We start from the raw sequence: 19,619 nt of genomic DNA, 5'->3' as shown, positions 1-19,619 counted from the left end.
TTTCACGTTCGAATTTCTCCAAGGGAAACGGCATTTTTCCGTTTTCTTCACGATCTAGATTCAGCTCTTCTTGAAGCTTTTTCTCGTAGGCACGTGTTTCTTTCCTTACAATCTTCTTACTATACTTACGTTTATCGGCACTCGCCTCCATATGAGTGGAATCAATTAATACATGGTCTTCTGATAATAGACCACGGTTCATAATCTCTTTTAAAAGATGTCGGTCTCTTGAAAACGACGTGCGTAGTTCTTACCGAAGGTTGAGAAGTGCAGTATTTCTGTATGAAAACCAAATCTAAAAACCAGCGATACGCCATATTCGTTTCAATCTCTTTATTGTTTGGCTCATCCATTGGAGTGGAAGGCGCGAAGACTCCTACGGGAACAGCACGAGCCGAAGCACCCGGACTGAGCGTAGCGAGGGAGAAGGCTGAGGCCGTGCCCGTGGAAAGCGTAGCGCCTAAAACGGAAATCGACGATTTCTTACTATGTATTGTAAATAAAAAAAGACTATAGACAATTCAAATTTCTTTGAGTTTGTCTACAGTCTGAAAGTTTCTAATTAACTACTAATCAGAAGCTTTTTTTTATTTACTTTTTATTGTTCCTGCCATTTGTATGAAAGTTTCTAATGCAGGAGTATCAGCTGTATCAAATATAGTAAGTTTTACTATCAATCCGTCTGTTTCAAAAGTATATCCCGTAACTTTTCCATCTGGAGTATCTATTTGGAAACCTTTTGCTTGCTGAATAGTATCACTAGCAGGCAGTTGATTTACATCTGTAATTTCTTCTAATGTTCCTTCCTCATTGGAAGCCTTTAGTGTTTCCATTAAATTGTTTGTAGTTTCTTCTAAATTGACTTCTTCCTTATTAAAGGTTTCAATTCTCATCGACTGTAAATCATTTTCTTTATTGAAAATTAAATCCTTGTTCGGTTCTTCTCCAGTCAGTTCAAAACCTTCTGCAACTGTGATGGAGTAGTTTTGGCTTTCGCTTTCTGTAGTAGTACCTTCAAGTACTTGTTGCGGCTCAGTGGAACTAGTTGAATCATTTTGTGATTGTCCATTTTCAGTTGCTTCAGTAGTAGGTAGATTGTTAGTGTTTTCAGATTCATTAGTTGTTGTACCACAAGCAGCAATTAAAACTGTAAGTAGCATAACAGACAATAAAGAATAAAACTTTTTCATGATTTTCCAGCTCCTTTAAAAAAATAAGTTATACTTCTTTATTTATACATATTATTAGACGTAACTGATTAATAATTGTTTCAGACAATAGGGAACACTAAAAATAACAAGACTAACAAAATGATATGGGCTAAAATAATAAGAGGCATACTTTTTTTCCATTCATATAAAATTCCCAAAATGAGACCACAAATGAAAGCGCCTAACATACCTAGCCAAAAACCGCTAAATATAAAAGAAAGGCTAGATAGTACTGAACTAGCAAGAATAGCTTTTGAAGGAGTCATCCACCGCTTCAATTGTTGCTGTATATACCCTCTCCAAAAAAATTCTTCACCAGGTGCTATAATGAACAAAAGCAATAGAAAATGCCAAATGGAAGTAGGAGCAAAGTTACCAAAAAATTGGTTGACACTTGTGGTCGATATACCTGGAATCCACTCAAGTAATTTATATCCTCCTGCAATTATGGCATACATCAAAAATCCAAATCCTACGCCATAAAGAATATATTCAATTGTTTTGATCTTATCATCTATCTTAGCGTAAAAAAATGCAATCGACATGAGAAAAAGGACCGTAAAAGTGTAAAAGTACCAAAATACCTTTTCATTAGAAAATGTGATCCATGTAAAGGTATAAGCTAAAAGTAAGGTTATGATTAAACCCAATAAGGGTATATTTCTGTTCAATAAAAGCACATCCTAAAAATTATTTAAAATACCGTTCTTCTAATCGAGGAACGGCATGACGTTTAGTCTTCATTACTATATAATATTTTATAACGCTTGTGGTTGACTACGGTTTTTTCTTCCATTTCAAGTTCATTAAAGTTCTCCATATATGTTAAATCAACGATTACAGAGTTCTCATTGACTTTTTCAACAATACCTTGGAGACCATCTCTAAATTCTATTATATTACCAACTTCTGCAACTTTCACAGATTGTCCCTCCCCTTTTAGAACTTAATACATTACAGTTTGCCCTAAAAAAAGGTATTCGTAAAGTATTTTAATCCGAAAGCGGCAAAATATACATCGATTAATAAAAAGAAAGGAACGAGCTATATGGAATCTTTTGAAGAGAAGCTAAATATGCTAAAAAATGGTACTATAAATACATTAGAAATAACAAAAGAGGAATTTCTTTCATTTCGAGAAGTATTATTAAAAAGAGAAGATTTTAAACATTTTTCAGGAAAAGCTAAACAAGGCGGTCATGTCATTTATACGTATTTACTAACACCAAGAAGTTGATTGTCGTGAATTGTCGAAATGTTTTTGTTTAAACACTTAAAGCAAAAGGTATATTGAAATGAAAATATATATTTTGTAAAAGGGGTTGTTCTAAATGGTAGAATCTATTTTGAAACAAGTGGAATTTACAAGGGAAAAGATGATCCAAACAGCTATAGAAAAGGGAATGCAAGATCAAGATACTATTCGATTAAGTAAAGAGCTTGATTTGCTATTAAATATATTTCAATATGAAGAAAGCCAAAATATACAATATAAAAAAATAGATTAGTTATTTAAGGGAGAAATTGTTCATGAATAGTATCTTAGTACTACAAAAGGAACTAAACCAATCTATAATTGGACGGGAAAGAGAAATTGAATTGATGCTGATGGGATTACTATGTGGGGGGCATGTGCTTTTAGAAAGTGTACCAGGTTCTGGAAAAACTATGATGGCTAAGTCTTTTGCCGAAGCTATTCATGGAGAATTTAAAAGAATACAGTTTACACCAGATGTATTACCTTCAGATATAACTGGAATTAGTTTTTTTCATCCTCAAAAGCAAGAATTTATTCTAAGAATAGGACCCGTGATGAGTAATATCCTACTCGCAGACGAGATAAACCGTGCAACACCGAGAACTCAATCAAGCTTATTGGAGGCAATGGAAGAGAAACAAGTAACAATTGATGGAGATACAATTAATTTGTTATCCCCTTTTATGGTTATCGCAACTCAAAACCCAGTAGAGTCTCAGCAGGGTACTTTTCCACTTCCTGCTGCACAATTAGATCGTTTTCTATTTAAACTAACGATTGACTATCCATCTATGGAACAAGAAAAAGTTATATTACAAACATTTGGACGTTTACCAGGGGAAGTAAAATCAAAAAAAGTAGTGACATTAGAACAAATTGAACTATGGGCTGAGCAAGTAAAGGAAGTAGCTGTGCATGACGACATCATGACTTACATCGTCCAAATTGTAAATTGTACTAGAAATCACCAATTTATTGAATTAGGGTTAAGTAGTCGTGCTTCTCTTGCATTACTTCAAGCAGCTAAAGCTCATGCTTTTATTAAAGGTAGAATGTATGTTACTCCAGATGATGTAAAAAAAGTGATTGACCCCGTCTGCCTTCATCGCATGAAACTTTCTCCTCAAGGAATGCTTATTCATAATCTAGCAGACATAATGAGAGAACTAGTCAGTGAAATTGAAGTTCCGGTTGAGGCTATTTCTCGATGAATTGGATACGTCAAGATTTTGGTATGAGAAATACAAAATTATTCTTAGATTTTCTCATCGTTATATGTATAATCACTCTTCTCCTCAAACAATATCTATTATTAGTAGTTTTAACTTTAATGCTATTTATAGTTTTTTTGCAAATGATTTATTTTAAAAAGGTCGGAGAGAAATTAGTTCTAATTAATGAAAAAAAGAGAGTTCGTTTATTAATAGGATCGACTTCTAATCTGGTATTAACTTTTCAAAACAAAGGGTTACCAATTTGGAACGGAACTCTATTAATATCTTTTCAAGATTCTATAACCCCATATGGTATCACCAATAGAACTATTGCAGGTTTACACGAAGTGAAAGCTCCTTTCTCTATAGGTTTTAACAAGCGAGTAACGATAAAAATCCCCATAACAGGTGACCATAGAGGGCTTGCTAGGATAAACCAAATCGAAATTCAAGTTCCACATCCTTTAATAGATGGATCAGTTTTGCTTAATTTTAAGCCATTTATATTAATTGATGCAATTGTATTCCCCAAAATATTTCCAATCAATGAGAAGCTATATCCATCTAATGTAAAACAAGGTCACTTACAATTGAATTCTTCTTTATATGATGATCCTTATTTTCCAGTTGGAACAAGACAATATGAACCTGGAGACCAATTTCATCATATACATTGGAAAGCTAGTGCTAAAATGCAAGAATTACAAACGAAAGTATTTACTAAGGTAGCGAATGTATCTATCCTTTTTGTCTTAAATATAAAGAACAAGCATGGGGTAGTGGCAGATTTTGAAGAAAAAATTGAGTGGCTAGCTTCCTATATAGACGCTTGTTATAAAGAAGATATACCTTTCTCTTTTGCAATAAATATACGAACATATGGGAAATTCCCTTTTGTATATTTACCAATAGGAAGTGGGGATACGCATAGGATACGAGCTTTAGAACTTCTATCCGTATTATCTTGGAGCGACAGTCTAGTTCCATTTGATAAGATGATTGCGTACATAAATATGAAGGAAGAACTTCCAGTTGCTGTTTATATTATGACACATAATCTAGAACAGTTTTTACCATTTTTAAGTCAATGGGAACAACGGTCAAACGTTTTGTACGTAACGGATATAATTCAAAGGGAGGCTTCTAATGTATAAGTCTACCCGAATGATCAATATTCAAGTTCAGTCGTTTGGAAACTATTTGAGAGATATATGGATCGTTGCTTTGATTTTTGTATTGATACAAAATCAAACAGCTATATCGTTACCTATTATTTGGATTGGGTTACAAGTAATCATTTCAGTCGTTTCCCTATTAGTGTTTAGAAAAACGGGTCCAAATATGGTTGTACCTTGTATTCTCCCTTCATTGATCTTGTTGTTACTTTTCCTTTTCGGAATTCCTTTTTGGTTATTTTTGATAGGAGTATTGATTTCAATATGGAGACTTCAAGCAAGATTTAATACATCTCAAAATGGGTACCATTTAGATAGCAGCTTTATGCTTATATTTTTTGCAACTTTTCTCTTAGTCCATTTTGTTAGTTTTATTTTGGGGCATGAAAACTATCAGTATCTTCTTTATACTGTGTTTTTAACCGGAATAGCACTGTTCATGGGCATAAGATTATTCTCTATCTTAGTGAATACAGACAAGTCTAATTCCATTTCAAAAGCAAAAATTTTTGTTTTCTATCTAGTTAGTATCGTTTGTTTAGTTGGTCTATCTGTTTGTATTTATTTTATTGCCCCGATCATTAGAAAAGGGATAGATATCCTGTTAGTATTTATTTTTAGTGTTTTAATAATACCTTTTAGACCTCTAATAGAATATCTAGAAAATTTCATAAGTGGATTACAGATTAAAGAAATAGAAGAGAGCGAACGCTTACAGGTTGGGGAGCAAAGCGAAAGCAAGCTAAGAGAACCTATAACGGAAGAAATGATTACGAATTTCCCATTTGAATGGATTCTATTTGGCATAGTAACTATTGCATGTATATTATTAGTTCGATATTTATTAAAAAATAAACCCGAGAAGTTAGAATTAGAGCAAGTTTATATCCAATATGAGAATGAAGAAATGAATGATGAACAAGAAAAGAAAAAGAGCCAATTAAAAACCATTTACAAAGTTGAAACGTCTCTATTACGAGAAAGATATTTACAGTTTGAAGTTGAATCGAATTCATTTGACTTAGGTAGAAAACGTGATGAGACAGTAAGAGAGTGGTTTAATAAAATGGGTTGGAAAGTTAATGATGAATTTTTTCAAATTTATGAGGAAGTACGGTACGGTGGGCATACAATTGCTACACCAAAAGCAGAAGTATTTATTAAAACATTAAATGAAATAAAAAATAAATTTTTTATTTATAAAGATGTTTAAAACTATGAAATACGGGGCATAGTAATAAAGAACACAGCAACATTCTCATTTCCCCCTTTTTAAGGACCATCCAAATTATTTGGATGGTCCTCTTTTTTTGGTACACTATACTTATAAAATATTTCTGGGGGAATCAAAGTGGATAATAAACTGAAAATTGGTTTTATTGGAACAGGTGTAATGGGGAAAAGTCTAGTAAAGCATTTATTAAAGGCTGGTCATGAAGTGAATATTTATACGAGAACAAGAGAAAAAGCAGAAGAACTGATTGAGTTAGGATCAACTTGGGCAAGTACTCCAAGGGAAATAGCTAGCACTTCACAAATTGTTTTTACAATGGTTGGATACCCATATGATGTAGAGGAAGTATACTTAGGTGAACAAGGGATATTAAGAGCAGATAACAAGGGACTTATTATGATCGATATGACAACTTCAACACCAACACTAGCACAAAAAATAGAAAAAGAGGCGAAAGAAAAAGGAATGCACTCATTAGATGCTCCAGTTTCTGGAGGAGATGTAGGAGCGCAATTGGGTAAGCTTTCTATTATGTGCGGTGGAGAAAGAGCTACGTTCGAAAAAGTACTACCTGTTTTAAGCTTATTTGGGGAAACAGTAATATACCAAGGCCCTTCTGGTGCTGGTCAGCATACAAAAATGTGCAATCAAATTACAATCGCTACAGGCATGATTGGGGTTTGTGAAGCACTCGCTTATGGTAAAAAAGCTGGTTTGGATTTAGAAGAAGTTTTACGTTCCATTTCAACGGGAGCAGCAGGATCGTGGTCATTGAGCAATCTAGCGCCTAGAATGATTGCGGAGAATTTTGAACCTGGATTCTATATTAAACATTTTGTTAAAGATATGAGGATTGCCTTAGATGAAGCAGAAAAAATGAATCTACAGCTTCCTGGATTGCAACTTGCGAAGTCTATGTATGAAGAACTAGTAGAGCAAGGCTATGAAAATAATGGTACTCATACATTAATAAAAGCGTACGTTTGATATCAAATTTTTAATAAGGCCAAACTTCTTCTTCATATAGAGAATTAAAATAATACAAATGGTATAGGAACTATTAACTACTCTATGGTACAATCTATTTAAAGATTTGTAGATGAAGGGACGAGTCATATGAATGAGCTAAAAGGTATTTTACTTGAAAGTGGAACGAATGAATTAGAAATCGTTGAGTTTCAAGTTGGTTCAAATAAATTTGGTATAAACGTTATTAAAGTTAAGGAAATTATTCAGCCAATCCAAGTTACTTATATACCTCATGCCCACCCACATGTGGAAGGCATTGTGCAATTACGAGGAGAGGTTCTTCCAGTTGTAAGTATGGCAAAGGTTCTAGCATTGCCTGTAGGATCTAAAAATGAACAGGAAAAATATATAGTGGCGGAGTTTAACAAGCAAAGAGTTGTTTTTCATGTCGATAATGTGACTCAGATTCATCGTATATCTTGGAACCAAATAGAAAAACCTTCGGATATATATCAAGGTAGCGCTTCTCATGTGATTGGGGTAATTAAGCGAAATGAGGAAATGATTCTATTGCTTGATTTTGAACGAATCATCGTAGATATTAATCCAGAATCAGGAATTAATGTGGAATCAGTAAAAAAACTTGGAAATCGTGAACGTTCTAATAAGAAAATTGTAGTTGCAGAAGATTCACCGCTTCTAAGAAAGTTATTGAATGACACATTAAGTGAAGCAGGTTACGTAAACATTGAATTTTTTGAAAATGGAATAGACACGCTTTCTTATTTAGAAAGCTTGGAAAAAGTATCACCAGATGTATCGGAGCATGTTCAATTAGTTGTCACGGATATAGAAATGCCCCAAATGGATGGACATACCTTAACAAGAAAAATTAAAGAAAACAGTAATTTAGGTAAGCTTCCTGTTTTAATATTCTCTAGTTTAATTACCGATGATCTCCGCCATAAAGGGGACCAAGTAGGTGCTGAAGATCAAATTAGTAAACCGGAAATAGCAGAATTAGTTCTAAAAATAGATCAATTTATATTATAAAAAGGATAAGTAAATTATACGTATCTAATTGCTTTCCATCAGGTGCTGCAGCTTACATCCATTTTGTAAGTATAATAATTCCTTAAATTAAATACAACAATAAATAAATACCTATTGCCACAAAAAAGCTAGCATGTTTACCATGCTAGCTTATTATGTATAATTGCAAGATTTCATTATTATTGATCTAAATAAGATTTTGATGGTTTCTTAAAAGTATTTGCATATTTGTTAGGATATAAAGGAATTCGATTAGAGGTTTTTTTTATGTCTTTTATAGACTGAGGTCCTATATATTCCGTTAGTAATTGTTTTGCTAACCGTAAATTCATTTTACGTATTGGATTTCTATAGGTTTCATCTAGATGGCCGAGGTGTGGCAAGTTCTTAAAATCCTCTTTTACTGGAATTACATGAAAATAATAGTCTGCACATTGTATTAATACTGAGGATTGTTGCTGACTGAATCTAGGGTTTCGAACAAAGTGTAGTCCAATTTTTTTTGCCTTGTTTTCGGTTAACATTTTATGGAGTGCTAACTTCTTTAATTCGTATAGCGGCTTGTTGTCAATTGCGGTTTTAGCATGTCGATTAACAGTATAAATAGCTGTAGCGATACGTTTATCATCGGTTGTATTAGTCATAACATCCCTCCTCCGCTTATTCATATAGATACTTTTATCATACCAATTTCCAGTTTAATTGTATACAAAAATCAATGAATATATCATATGGAAATATATCGATTGGTAAATTAAACATAAATAAAAATTGGTCGATAAAATATAGTAAAGTACTTTAAAATACAGAGGGCATATAAATTTTTGATGTATATATTGGAGGATTAAATGAATAATTCAGCAGAAATAGCACTTGCTGTAAAAAATTATATAGTAGATATAATAAATGAAAATTCTTTAATATTTACTTTCATAATAAGAGTGGATGAGCGTGAGAATTTCTCACTCATATATACAAATAACTCTGGAGCAAGTTTTTTTACCCATACATTACAATCTAAAAATGAATTCCTTTCTGAGGTTATTTCTAAACAAATGCAAAGTCTTTTTGATTTGGTTTCGGACACAAACGAAAAACTGTTCTTTCAACAATCCATTGTATTCGAAAAGGTAGAATACATTTTTGATATTTCCATAAAACAAATCGATGAAAAGAAAAAAATATTTGGATTAACTATGCACAATAAAACGAATGAAGAAGTTGAAAAAAGGGCTTTAATAGAAGCGAAGGAAAAATATTTATCTTTAGTAAGTAATAATTTGGATTCTGTTTTCTTTGTCAATGAAAATGGAACAATAACGTATTCAAATTCTATTGCATTAAAAGAACTAGGATATGAAACAGAATTTGTAAAAAATAAACCAGTGGAGCATTTTATCGAAGAAAATTCTTTAAGGAATTTTCAATTAATGATGAAACAAACGTTAAGTGGTTACCCAACTGAAATGCATAACTGTTTAATACTGCATGAAAAAGGTCATTACATAACTGTATATTTAAAGGCTATTCCTAACGAAATACTAGGAGAAATACACGGTTTTCATCTTTTTATACGAGATATGACAGCTGCAGTAGATGAAAAGGACCAATTATTTTATTTAGCATACCATGATCATTTAACAGGCTTATGGAACCGGCGGGCATTAAAAGAGCATTTACGAGAGAATTTAGAACAAGCTGAAAAAAGTGAAAGTCAAATTTCAATTATTCGTATAGACTTAGATAGATTTAAGTTGATAAATGAATCACTGGGGTATAATTCAGGGGATGAATTGTTAAAGAAAATTGCTGATCGGCTTGGTTTGTTTATTGATAAAAAAAATAATTTATATAGACAAAGTGGCGATGAGTTTGTTTATATCTTAAAAGGGAAAACTAGGGACCAAACAAGTGTTTTTGCAGAAACTATTTTAGCTGAGTTATCAAAACCTATATACTTAGATCATCAAGAGTATTTTGTTACTGCATCAATTGGTATATCTATGTATCCGTTTGATGGAAAAAATTTAGACGAATTACTTATCAAAGCTGATCAAGCATTATATGTTGCAAAAGATAGAGGAAGAGCACATTATCGCTTTTTCCAAGATCAAATGAACTTATCTTTTCCAAATGAGGCTCTCATGGAATCACATTTAAGAAGAGCTATTGAAAAAGATGAACTTACGATTCATTTTCAGCCTCAAGTGAATTTAGTCACTGGGGAAATAAATTCTTTCGAAGCGTTACTACGGTGGAATAATAGAAAATTTGGATACGTGTCACCTATGCAATTTATTCCACTTGCTGAGGAATCTGGTATGATTATGCAAATTGGCGATTGGGTATTAGAAGAAGCCTGTAAACAGTTGAAATATTGGCAGGAAAAAGGATACCGTCCAGTTCGAATTGCGGTAAACATTTCACCAAAGCAGTTCAAACAAGAAAATTTTGCGATAAAAATTAGGGAAAAAATAAATAAATATCAAATTACTCCTTCATCATTAGAAGTAGAAATTACTGAAAGTGCCATGACTCATTTACAAGATACGTTAATAATGTTAAAAGAATTGAAGGAGATTGGTATTGTCATTTCAATTGATGATTTTGGTACAGGTTATTCATCCTTGAGTTACCTTAAAAAATATCCAATAGATATTATTAAGATAGATCAATCTTTTATTAAGGACATGGAAACTGATGATAAAAATGCAGCTATTGCTAATACTATTATCCAGTTAGCGCATAGCTTAGGCATGGAAGTTGTGGCAGAAGGTGTGGAAAAGGACAAGCAAGTAGAAATATTAAAAGCTGCAAAATGTCAAAAAGCACAAGGATATTTTTTTAGTCGACCAGTACCGATTGAAGCGATTAATGAGTCCTATATGAAAATAGAAAAAGCGTAAATTTCTTTTTAGAGATTTACGCTTTTTCTATATTATTATGTTAAAATATGAGTGAATGTTCATTCAATTCCAAAAAGGGGTGTTTTTTATGTTGAATGGTAAAACGATAATTGTTACAGGTGGATCAAATGGTATGGGAAAGTATATGGCAATGAAGTTTGTTTCAGAAGGAGCAAATGTTGTTATTACTGGACGTGATTTAGAAAAACTGGAAAAAGCAAAAGAAGAAATTGAATCTATCGGAAGTACGATTTCTATATTTCAGATGGATGTCCGTAACCCGGAACATGTTGGTGCAATGGTATCTTTTACAGATAATACGTATGGACAAATTGATGGATTAGTAAATAATGCTGCAGGAAATTTTATTGTAGAAACAGAGAAGCTTTCTCCAAATGGATGGAAAGCTGTAATTGATATTGTATTGAATGGAACTTTCTATTGTTCGAGTGCAGTAGGAAACTATTGGATTGAAAAAGGTAGAAAAGGTTCAATATTAAATATGCTTGCGACATATGCTTGGGGTGCCGGTGCTGGAGTAGCTCATTCAGCTGCTGCAAAAGCCGGTGTAATGTCTCTAACTCGTACGTTGGCTGTTGAATGGGGCACGAAGTATGGGATTCGAGTGAATGGAATTGCACCAGGTCCAATAGAACGTACAGGGGGAGCGGGTAAGCTTTGGGAATCTGAAGAGGCAGCGAAAAGAACACTTCAGTCTGTTCCTTTACGAAGACTAGGCCAGCCTGAAGAAATAGCGGAGCTTGCTGCGTTCATTATGTCAGAGAAGGCTTCTTATATGAACGGAGAAATTGTAACTTTAGATGGCGGACAATGGTTAAATCAACATCCATTTTAATTTCAAATTATCGAGCTAAACTATAGGCATTCACGCTGGTAGCACGTCACTATGCCGCTCTATGCATATAGCACGTCGTAATAACTATTTGTTGTCTCATTTATAACTAAATACAAGGAATTATGGAAACTATACTGTATTACAGTGGGTGTTTCCAGGATGAGCGCCTTAAAGCCGCAGGAGAGCGAAGAATGAGACCCCGTAAAAGGATGTGGGAGCGACAAAGGAGCGACTCATCCTGCGGAGGCTCATGCGTAGCGTGCGGCAAGCGGGCATCCGTGTTTTACTTTTTTTATACATAAAAATATGAAAGAAAACGATTCTTTTATGTAAGTTGTATTAAGGATGTGCGCCTTTTCAGGCGGCAGGAGAGCGACTCATCCTATGAAAGCTCATGTGTATCGGAGGCAGGCGCACATCGGTTTTCTCTGCTCTAATTTGCTAATAAATATTCTATCAAGCTGACTAACTCATTATTTTTGAGTAACAATGAAAAAGAAAAAATTATAATTGATTGAAAGCGATTTCATAGTTTTTTATTCCTTGCATATGCTATCATAGTTTTATAGGTTATGTTTTCAAATGATGAAAACAAACAAAGGAGTAGAAGGCGATGATTACGGTGAGCAGTAAAGACTTTTTACAAATTCCAATTGAGGGATATATTATTTCAGCAGAAAAAGTAGCACATGTTCAATTAGGAAATAATGCAGAGCATGCGCTGTTAGTCTTAACAAAAACAGGATACTCTTCAATCCCCGTATTGGATGTGAAATACAGACTACAAGGATTAATAAGCACGCAGCAAATTACAGATGAAATTTTAGGGTTAGAACATATTGAATACGAAAGACTACCTTCCTTAAAAGTGGACGATATAATGAAGACAGATTTGCCGGTCATTCATATAAAAGAAAAATTTCAAAAAGGGTTAGACTTACTTGTAAATAATCCATATGTTTGTGTGGTCGATGATGAGCGTACGTTTTTGGGCATCTTAACTAGAAGAGTGATATTGAAGCAAATGAAAAAGTATTTATACCAAACGCAAGAATCTGAAGTATAATTGTTTTACGATTAGTGAAGGCCTTTTATAAAGGTCTTCTTTTTTTTGAAGTGAGGGGTTTATGATGAATTCTAAAGTGACCAAACGGCCATTTGTTCTGATATCCGTAATGTTAGCAATGTTTATGGGAGCAGTGGAAGCGACTATTGTAGCAACTGCAATGCCGAGCATTACTTCTGATTTAGGTGGATTTTCTAGGTATAGTTGGGTGTTTTCGGCCTATTTATTAATGAGTACAATTACTGTTTTGATATATGGCAAGCTTGCTGATATTTTTGGACGAAAAATAGTCTTTTTTATTGGAGTAAGTTTATTTTTAAGTGGATCATTGTTATGTGGATTCGCAACAACTATGGAACAGCTTATTATATACCGACTAATTCAGGGTTTAGGTGCTGGTGCTGTTCAACCAATTGCAACTATTATTATTGGAGATGTATATCAAGGAGAGGAACGCGCAAAGATTCAAGGCTACTTGTCGAGCGTTTGGGGTATATCTGCTGTGTCCGGACCTGCTATAGGCGGTATATTGGTTGAAACAATTGGCTGGCAATTTGTGTTCTGGGTGAATATACCTTTAGGTCTAATTGCAATGATAGGCATTGGTTTGTTTTTACATGAAACAAGTCCAAAAAAAGATACTACTGTGGATTATAAAGGTGCTATCTTATTAACTGCTCTCCTTTCTTCCTTATTATTTTGGCTAGTAGAGGGTGGTCAATCGTTCCCATGGAGATCACTTACTAGTTTAAGCTTGATACTAGTAGTTATTGTCGGACTTTACTTCTTTATAAAAGTGGAAAAAAGAGCAAGTGATCCTTTTATGCCATTTTCTATATGGAGAAATAAAACGATATTATTTGCCAATCTAATTTCTTTTTTCACAGGGGTTATATTAATTGGGTTATCTAGTTATATACCGATGTATGTTACTGGAGTAATGGAACAAAAGGCTATTGTTGCTGGATTTACACTAACAGCAGTTTCAATTGGGTGGCCAATAGCATCAACCATAGCAGGTCGATTATTAACGAAACACGGAGCTTCTAAACTGTCATTTGTAGGTACATTATTTTTAATGATTGGTACCTTTTCGTTTATTTTTATTAATCCAACTCTTAACCCTTTTGTAATTGCTTGTTGCAGTTTCTTAGTAGGTATAGGTATGGGACTAACTAGCACTTCTTTTATCGTTACTATACAGGGTGCTGTTGGACAAGAATTGAGAGGTGTTGCAACAGCAAGCAATCTATTTATGCGTAACTTTGGCAACACGGTAGGTGCTGCGCTCTTAGGTACAATTGTTAATGTAACATTAGGTAAATACTTAAAACATAACGGATCAACTGAAGATTTGAGTATTATAGATCAATTGCTAGATACAGAAGAAAGAAAAGTTTTTTCAGTAGAGGAATTGTCCTTTTTGCAAGCTGGTCTAGATAATGCGTTACATGCTGTATTTATAGCATCATTTATTATTGCGATTATTTGTTTCATCCTGGTATTTGGAATACCAAAAAAGAAAGGGGTATAAATTATGACTTCTGATTTTCAAATTATTAAGGTATTGGCTGAAGAATTAAATATGCGTAAAGCTGCAGAGCGCCTTTTTTTGTCACAGCCGGCGCTTTCTTTACGTTTACAAACGATAGAAAAAGATTGGAATGCAAAACTGTTTTTACGCTCTCAAAAAGGTCTGACTCCTACACCAGAAGGTGAATTAGTAATAGAGTTTGCCAATAACACGATTCAACAAAGAGAAGAAGTAATGGAAAGTATTCAGTCCTTATCCTCTAAAGTGCATGGAACATTAAAAATAGCCTGTGCCTCTATAGTAGGACAGAATTGGCTACCGAAAGTTTTAAAAGATTTTGTTCAAACATACCCAGAAGCTAAAATTTCCCTACTCACAGGATGGAGTTCGGAGATTGTTAGGTCAATCTATGACGGTGAAGCACATATTGGTATAGTTCGTGGTCAATCTGATTGGAAAGGGAAGAAGACACATTTGTTCCGAGATACACTTTATTTAGTGGATAAAGAGATGACATCCGTAGACGATGTTTTAACTACAGAGAAACCATTTATTCAATTTAAAAGTGATTCAAATTATTATCAAGAAATACAATTATGGTGGCAAAAGCACTTTTCTACCAATCCGAAAAGACAAATTATTGTAGATCAAATTGAAACTTGTAAGCAAATGGCTGTAAATGGGATAGGTTATGCTATTCTTCCATCCATTACTTTAAATGGACAAGAAGATGTACATAAAATCCCTTTAACAAACCAAGAAGAACAATTTGAATTGACTCGAGATACATGGCTAATCGGCTATGATGCCTCTTTTGAACTTCCACAAGTAGAAGCTTTTGTGGAGATTGTATACAAACATGCGGAGAGTTTCAATAGTTGAGAAGAATTTCCTTTTCATTTTTCTGAAGGAACCTCTGTCTGTAATTAACGTACTAATACATATAAAGAAAAAGGGGGACAATGTATGCTTATCCGAAAGTTTGCGTTGGTTATATCAGCACTTTTTATATACTTAACATTATTTCCGACAATTGATGCCTTGGCGGCTCCTAACTTACAAGTTAAAGCAACAGCAGGCTTTAATGGTAAAGCAAAGTATGGGGAAGGATTGCCTATTACCATTACCGTCGAGAACAAAGGGGATGCATTTTCAGGGGATATAGTTCTAGATATTCTTGAATCATATAACCTAGGAAATGCGCAGGCAGTTCCATTTGAGATTGGTGCTGGGGAGACAAAGACAATTCAAATAGCAGCATCGGGATTAACAGAGGACTATATGTATCAAGGGTCTAATGCACAATTGATACATTTCTTTGAAGGTGGATGGGAAAAAGGTAAGTCGATTGAATTTAAAGGAACCAAAAATTTAAGAGCGAGCTTCACAGATCCAGCAAGTAATTTTTATCTTACATTAACAAATAGTGCAGATCGTCTAAAAGTACTTAGTCAAATAAAGCAACAGGCACAATTAAGTGGGGAAGTAATACATGTTGCCCAATTAAGTAACTTTACATTCCCAATAGAAGCAGCTGCTTGGGAAATGGCAGACTATATTGTCATTGATGAATTTGTTCTAGCAGATTTAGAGGAAAAGCAACAACAAGCAATTGTAGACTATGTAAGTGTTGGTGGAAATGTAATTGTAGGTGCATCAGACAATACAGCAACTGAACTTGGGAAGCTAGGAAGCAATTTGCCTTTGAATCTCCAAGCAAGTACAGTCTCTTTGTCTGCAGACAAAGTAAGTGCATTAACAGCAAACAATAAACTATCAAATGATTTAAAAGTTTATGAGGCTTCTTTAAATGAAGGTGCTATTGAATTATTAAATTTGGATGGAACTACCATTGCAGCAAAAAAAACTTTAGGTAGTGGATCCATCATTCAAACGACATTTTCCCTTGGAGATGAACCGTTAGCAAAGGATCCAGCTTATAGCGACTTACTGACTACTGTTATGCAGTCTGTAAAAGTAAAGAAGAATTCTAGTATGTATGGATATAACAGTAAGGATCAACTTGTTTATGAATTAGGTAGTACGAATTCCTTGTTTAGCTCCTTTAAAGTTTCAACTCCGTTAATGATTGGGATTGTTGTCGTTTACATGATTTTAGTCGGACCGCTTTTATATATTTTATTGAAAAGAAAAGATAAAAGAGAGTATGCATGGGGAATAATTCCTCTTACAGCGATTATTGCTTCAGCGGCCATATTTGGATATGGTGCGAGAGATAGAATAGCTCGTCCACAAGTCCAACAATCTTCTTTTTTATATGTTAATGAAGATAATAGTTTGAATGGATATTATTCAGAATCTTTATTAAGTAATAAGAGTGGAGAATTTGCATTCTCTGCCCCTTCTACAACAACTATGATTGCTCAAAGAAGTATGAATGCATTTACTGGGCAGTCTCCAAACGTACATGAACAAGTCATTTTAGAAAAACATGCGACAAATAGTGAGCTGACATTTCGCGATGTAGGATATTGGTCAGTTTCTACTTTTTTCGGAAATACACAATTACAAGAAGTAGGTAATTTTGGAGTAGATTTACGAGTAGAGTCAAGTAAATTAATAGGGACTGTACAAAATAATTTTCCTTTTGCACTTAAAGAAGTGTCGGTTTGGTCTGGAAGTAAACTAATTTCATTGGGAGATCTTCAACCAGGAGAAAGAATGGACGTAAACAAAGAATTAGGTACTGTCATGTTAACTCCGACTTCTAATCCATATTTTAATAGAAATTTTGGTATGCCTTCTATGAATAATGACAATTTATTAGAGCAAAGAAAGCAATCGTTATTTTCTACCAGCCAAATGTTTAGCCAGCTAGGCACCAGTCCAGCAATAACAGCTTTTTCAGAAGATAATTTAATACCAATTGAATTAAAAGATAAAAAGGTGGAAATGTCCGCACTACATCTCATCATTCAACCATTTAAAGCAGAAACAATCTTCGCAGGAGAATTTGTATTACCAGCTAATACTTTCACTGTGAACGTCAACACAGAGCAATATGGTAAGTATATGGAACCGGTTGAAAATAGTAATTTAGAGTGGCACTTACAAGATGGAGAATATAATGTTTATTGGAAAGCACCAGATACTATCCCAACAGATAAAGTATTGTGGACACAACTCCAAATAGCTAATACTGATCGAAATTCGCAAAATATAGAAATATGGAATAATGACACTCAAGCTTATGAAGCTATAGATGAAAGTAGATACACAGTAACTGATAATATACAAAGTTATATTAATAAAAATGGCGAAGTGCATTATAAACTTACCAAAAAAGCGATTCAAGGGGATACCTATTCAAGACTTCCAGAAGTTCGTTTAAAAGGGGAGGTTAAGCAATGATTGAGATTAAAGGATTAACGAAAAAATATGGCTCCTTTTATGCATTAAATGACTTAAATCTTACATTGGATGAAGGTACAGTATTTGGGTTTGTTGGTGCGAATGGTGCAGGTAAATCTACTACTTTTTCTATTTTGGCAACGCTGTTACAACCGACTGCTGGGGATGCATTTGTTAATGGGAAAAGTGTTAAGACGGAAGCACATGAAGTAAGAAAGCAAATCGGATATATGCCTGACTTTTTTGGAGTTTATGATCAGTTAAAAGCAAATGAATATTTAGATTTTTATGGTGCTAGCTACGGATTATCAGACGATGATAGAAAAACATTAATTCCACAATTACTTGAGCTAGTTAACTTATCACATAAGCGCTATGAATATGTGGATTTGTTATCACGTGGGATGAAACAACGTTTATGTTTAGCAAGAGCACTCATTCATGACCCTAAAGTTTTGATCTTGGATGAGCCGGCATCCGGGTTAGACCCACGTGCACGCGTAGAAATGCGAGATATACTAAGACAGCTAAAAGGGATGGGAAAGACAATATTGATATCCTCGCATATTTTGCCAGAGCTAGCGGAAATGTGTGATGAAATTGGGGTCATTGATGGTGGAAAACTGATTGCTCACGGATCGGTAGCTGAAATACAGGCACAACTTGCTGGAGAAAGGCAGATTACTGTAAAAGTAAAAGGTTTACTTGACAATGCAGCTTCCTTTTTTGAAGAGGATCCTTTCGCTTTCAAAGTAGAACAGCATTTGGAGAAAAATAGTTTAACGTTCCATTATAGAGGTACAGAGGACGATCAAATTACTTTGTTGAAAAAAGCGTTGGATAATAATTTACGTATTATTTCGTTCTCAGAAACCGAAACAGATCTTGAGGATGTCTTTATGGAAATCACGAAAGGGGTGAAATAAGTGAAACAGGCTTTATATAATCCAGTGTTAGTAAAAGAGATTAAATTACGCTTTCGTTCTCTTAAAAGCTTTATGGGAATACTTTTTTACTTAATTGCGATGTGTATTTTTGTATTTGGTTTTATAATGCTTACCACTTCTTTTACAGGAACAGGATACTTTCGTCCGGAGGAAAGCTTCTTCCTTTTTTCAATGCTAACTTATATCCAGTTAGGGCTAATTCTATTTATAACACCAGGACTGACAGCAGGTGCTATTAGTACAGAGCGAGAGAAACAAACGCTGAATATATTATTAACAACTTCACAGACATCCTTACAAATTATACTTGGGAAGCTAACATCGTCCATTGCATTTCTTCTCTTAATGGTATTAGCAGGGTTACCAATTTATAGCTTAGTATTTCTCTTTGGAGGAGTTTCTCCAGGTCAATTAGGAATTATTTTCTTATTTTATTTTCTTACAATGATTACAATAGGTGGAATAGGAATCATGTTCTCTACAATTATTCGAAAAACAATTGTAGCGATGATTGCGACGTATGGAACGATGATTTTTTTAACGGCTGTTACTGGTTTTATTTATCTTGTCATTACAGGAATGAATAGTATGGCAACCGGTTCGTTGACTTCATCTCCTATCGGTCACTTTTTTGCAAGTATTAACCCTGTAGTGTTAATGCTTACACTTATTTCACCTGGATCGGATAGCTTTATTACGGAAACAACAAAGATTGAGTTCCCAATATGGGCGGGTTATACCATTTTTTATGTGGTAATCACGATATTATCTCTTTTTATCGCAGTGAAGAAATTACGTGTAAATATGAAACGATCAAAATAGGG

Annotated in this window: 19 protein-coding genes and 1 pseudogene; 15 read left to right on the top strand and 5 right to left on the bottom strand. The window is 34.0% G+C overall.

Translation table 11 applies throughout. The annotated features are described in order from the left end of the window. Position 1 precedes the first annotated feature (1 nt). From AM499_RS21390 to AM499_RS10645, 4 genes and pseudogenes are all read right to left on the bottom strand, one after another. Positions 2 to 335: pseudogene (locus AM499_RS21390) on the bottom strand (transposase); the annotation flags it as partial. A gap of 252 nt (positions 336 to 587) precedes the next feature. Beyond that, on the bottom strand, positions 588 to 1,190 hold the full coding sequence (locus AM499_RS10655; RefSeq protein ID WP_053590194.1) for a hypothetical protein: 603 nt from the start codon (positions 1,188 to 1,190) through the stop codon (positions 588 to 590). 80 nt (positions 1,191 to 1,270) lie between these two features. Then, the gene (locus AM499_RS10650; protein ID WP_053590193.1) at positions 1,271 to 1,882 is read right to left on the bottom strand and encodes a CPBP family intramembrane glutamic endopeptidase; all 612 of its coding nucleotides are present in this window, start codon (positions 1,880 to 1,882) and stop codon (positions 1,271 to 1,273) included. Positions 1,883 to 1,944: 62 nt separating this feature from the next. After that, complete coding sequence (locus AM499_RS10645; RefSeq protein ID WP_053590192.1) at positions 1,945 to 2,133, bottom strand: YkvS family protein; 189 nt, start codon at positions 2,131 to 2,133, stop codon at positions 1,945 to 1,947. A 126-nt stretch (positions 2,134 to 2,259) separates the two neighbouring features. On the opposite strand from AM499_RS10645, the gene AM499_RS10640 reads away from it, so the two are divergent. From AM499_RS10640 to AM499_RS10615, 7 genes are all read left to right on the top strand, one after another. After that, positions 2,260 to 2,448, top strand: a complete 189-nt coding sequence (locus AM499_RS10640) for a hypothetical protein (RefSeq protein WP_053590191.1) — start codon at positions 2,260 to 2,262, stop codon at positions 2,446 to 2,448. Positions 2,449 to 2,542: 94 nt separating this feature from the next. Then, positions 2,543 to 2,719, top strand: coding sequence for an aspartyl-phosphate phosphatase Spo0E family protein (locus AM499_RS21385; protein ID WP_082355235.1), 177 nt, complete (start codon positions 2,543 to 2,545; stop codon positions 2,717 to 2,719). Positions 2,720 to 2,741: 22 nt separating this feature from the next. Beyond that, positions 2,742 to 3,680 carry an AAA family ATPase gene (locus AM499_RS10635; protein ID WP_053590190.1) on the top strand — a complete coding sequence of 313 codons (939 nt, stop codon included), beginning with the start codon at positions 2,742 to 2,744 and terminating at the stop codon, positions 3,678 to 3,680. Next, complete coding sequence (locus AM499_RS10630; protein ID WP_053590189.1) at positions 3,677 to 4,837, top strand: DUF58 domain-containing protein; 1,161 nt, start codon at positions 3,677 to 3,679, stop codon at positions 4,835 to 4,837. The genes AM499_RS10635 and AM499_RS10630 overlap by 4 nt, the downstream gene beginning before the upstream one ends. Continuing rightward, on the top strand, positions 4,830 to 6,071 hold the full coding sequence (locus tag AM499_RS10625) for a hypothetical protein (RefSeq protein ID WP_053590188.1): 1,242 nt from the start codon (positions 4,830 to 4,832) through the stop codon (positions 6,069 to 6,071). Before AM499_RS10630 ends, AM499_RS10625 begins: the two co-directional genes overlap by 8 nt. Positions 6,072 to 6,209: 138 nt before the next feature. Next, entirely contained in the window at positions 6,210 to 7,079 is an 870-nt protein-coding gene (locus tag AM499_RS10620; protein WP_082355234.1) for an NAD(P)-dependent oxidoreductase, read from the top strand. 129 nt (positions 7,080 to 7,208) lie between these two features. Further along, positions 7,209 to 8,114, top strand: a complete 906-nt coding sequence (locus AM499_RS10615) for a chemotaxis protein (RefSeq protein ID WP_053590187.1) — start codon at positions 7,209 to 7,211, stop codon at positions 8,112 to 8,114. A 179-nt stretch (positions 8,115 to 8,293) separates the two neighbouring features. On the opposite strand, the gene AM499_RS10610 is transcribed toward AM499_RS10615, so the two are convergent. Further along, a complete protein-coding gene (locus tag AM499_RS10610) occupies positions 8,294 to 8,758 on the bottom strand; it encodes a YkyB family protein (RefSeq protein ID WP_082355233.1) in 465 nt (154 codons plus the stop codon). 204 nt (positions 8,759 to 8,962) lie between these two features. Between AM499_RS10610 and AM499_RS10605 the strand changes: the two genes are divergently transcribed. The 8 genes from AM499_RS10605 to AM499_RS10570 all read left to right on the top strand — a co-directional run bounded on the left by AM499_RS10605 (position 8,963) and on the right by AM499_RS10570 (position 19,617). Beyond that, positions 8,963 to 11,020 carry a sensor domain-containing protein gene (locus tag AM499_RS10605; RefSeq protein WP_053590185.1) on the top strand — a complete coding sequence of 686 codons (2,058 nt, stop codon included), beginning with the start codon at positions 8,963 to 8,965 and terminating at the stop codon, positions 11,018 to 11,020. An 88-nt stretch (positions 11,021 to 11,108) separates the two neighbouring features. Then, on the top strand, positions 11,109 to 11,876 hold the full coding sequence (gene fadH, locus AM499_RS10600; protein WP_053590184.1) for a 2,4-dienoyl-CoA reductase: 768 nt from the start codon (positions 11,109 to 11,111) through the stop codon (positions 11,874 to 11,876). A gap of 613 nt (positions 11,877 to 12,489) precedes the next feature. Further along, positions 12,490 to 12,942: a cyclic-di-AMP-binding protein CbpB gene (gene cbpB / locus AM499_RS10595; RefSeq protein WP_053590183.1), complete on the top strand. Its 453-nt coding sequence runs from the start codon at positions 12,490 to 12,492 to the stop codon at positions 12,940 to 12,942. 64 nt (positions 12,943 to 13,006) lie between these two features. Further along, positions 13,007 to 14,476 carry an MDR family MFS transporter gene (locus tag AM499_RS10590; protein ID WP_231687551.1) on the top strand — a complete coding sequence of 490 codons (1,470 nt, stop codon included), beginning with the start codon at positions 13,007 to 13,009 and terminating at the stop codon, positions 14,474 to 14,476. 3 nt (positions 14,477 to 14,479) lie between these two features. Continuing rightward, positions 14,480 to 15,358: a transcriptional regulator CcpC gene (locus AM499_RS10585; protein WP_053590181.1), complete on the top strand. Its 879-nt coding sequence runs from the start codon at positions 14,480 to 14,482 to the stop codon at positions 15,356 to 15,358. Between the two features lie 84 nt (positions 15,359 to 15,442). Continuing rightward, positions 15,443 to 17,848, top strand: coding sequence for a DUF7408 domain-containing protein (locus AM499_RS10580; protein ID WP_053590180.1), 2,406 nt, complete (start codon positions 15,443 to 15,445; stop codon positions 17,846 to 17,848). Continuing rightward, entirely contained in the window at positions 17,845 to 18,774 is a 930-nt protein-coding gene (locus AM499_RS10575; RefSeq protein ID WP_053590179.1) for an ABC transporter ATP-binding protein, read from the top strand. Before AM499_RS10580 ends, AM499_RS10575 begins: the two co-directional genes overlap by 4 nt. Then, positions 18,775 to 19,617 (top strand): ABC transporter permease, encoded by an 843-nt coding sequence (locus AM499_RS10570; protein WP_053590178.1) that lies wholly within the window; start codon positions 18,775 to 18,777, stop codon positions 19,615 to 19,617. Positions 19,618 to 19,619: the final 2 nt, after the last annotated feature.

Source organism: Bacillus sp. FJAT-22090 (assembly GCF_001278755.1).
In the GTDB taxonomy this organism is placed as follows: domain Bacteria; phylum Bacillota; class Bacilli; order Bacillales_A; family Planococcaceae; genus Psychrobacillus.
Note: the sequence above shows the minus strand (reverse complement) of the source record. Positions and strands in the feature narration are given on the sequence as shown.

Excerpts from the sequence above, each read along its gene's own strand:
- AM499_RS10655 (WP_053590194.1), bottom strand. The coding sequence starts at position 1,190 with ATGAAAAAGTTTTATTCTTTATTGTCTGTTATGCTACTTACAGTTTTA.
- AM499_RS10640 (WP_053590191.1), top strand. The coding sequence starts at position 2,260 with ATGGAATCTTTTGAAGAGAAGCTAAATATGCTAAAAAATGGTACTATA.
- AM499_RS21385 (WP_082355235.1), top strand. The coding sequence starts at position 2,543 with ATGGTAGAATCTATTTTGAAACAAGTGGAATTTACAAGGGAAAAGATG.
- AM499_RS10635 (WP_053590190.1), top strand. The coding sequence starts at position 2,742 with ATGAATAGTATCTTAGTACTACAAAAGGAACTAAACCAATCTATAATT.
- AM499_RS10630 (WP_053590189.1), top strand. The coding sequence starts at position 3,677 with ATGAATTGGATACGTCAAGATTTTGGTATGAGAAATACAAAATTATTC.
- AM499_RS10625 (WP_053590188.1), top strand. The coding sequence starts at position 4,830 with ATGTATAAGTCTACCCGAATGATCAATATTCAAGTTCAGTCGTTTGGA.
- AM499_RS10615 (WP_053590187.1), top strand. The coding sequence starts at position 7,209 with ATGAATGAGCTAAAAGGTATTTTACTTGAAAGTGGAACGAATGAATTA.
- AM499_RS10610 (WP_082355233.1), bottom strand. The coding sequence starts at position 8,758 with ATGACTAATACAACCGATGATAAACGTATCGCTACAGCTATTTATACT.
- AM499_RS10605 (WP_053590185.1), top strand. The coding sequence starts at position 8,963 with ATGAATAATTCAGCAGAAATAGCACTTGCTGTAAAAAATTATATAGTA.
- fadH (WP_053590184.1), top strand. The coding sequence starts at position 11,109 with ATGTTGAATGGTAAAACGATAATTGTTACAGGTGGATCAAATGGTATG.
- cbpB (WP_053590183.1), top strand. The coding sequence starts at position 12,490 with ATGATTACGGTGAGCAGTAAAGACTTTTTACAAATTCCAATTGAGGGA.
- AM499_RS10590 (WP_231687551.1), top strand. The coding sequence starts at position 13,007 with ATGAATTCTAAAGTGACCAAACGGCCATTTGTTCTGATATCCGTAATG.
- AM499_RS10585 (WP_053590181.1), top strand. The coding sequence starts at position 14,480 with ATGACTTCTGATTTTCAAATTATTAAGGTATTGGCTGAAGAATTAAAT.
- AM499_RS10580 (WP_053590180.1), top strand. The coding sequence starts at position 15,443 with ATGCTTATCCGAAAGTTTGCGTTGGTTATATCAGCACTTTTTATATAC.
- AM499_RS10575 (WP_053590179.1), top strand. The coding sequence starts at position 17,845 with ATGATTGAGATTAAAGGATTAACGAAAAAATATGGCTCCTTTTATGCA.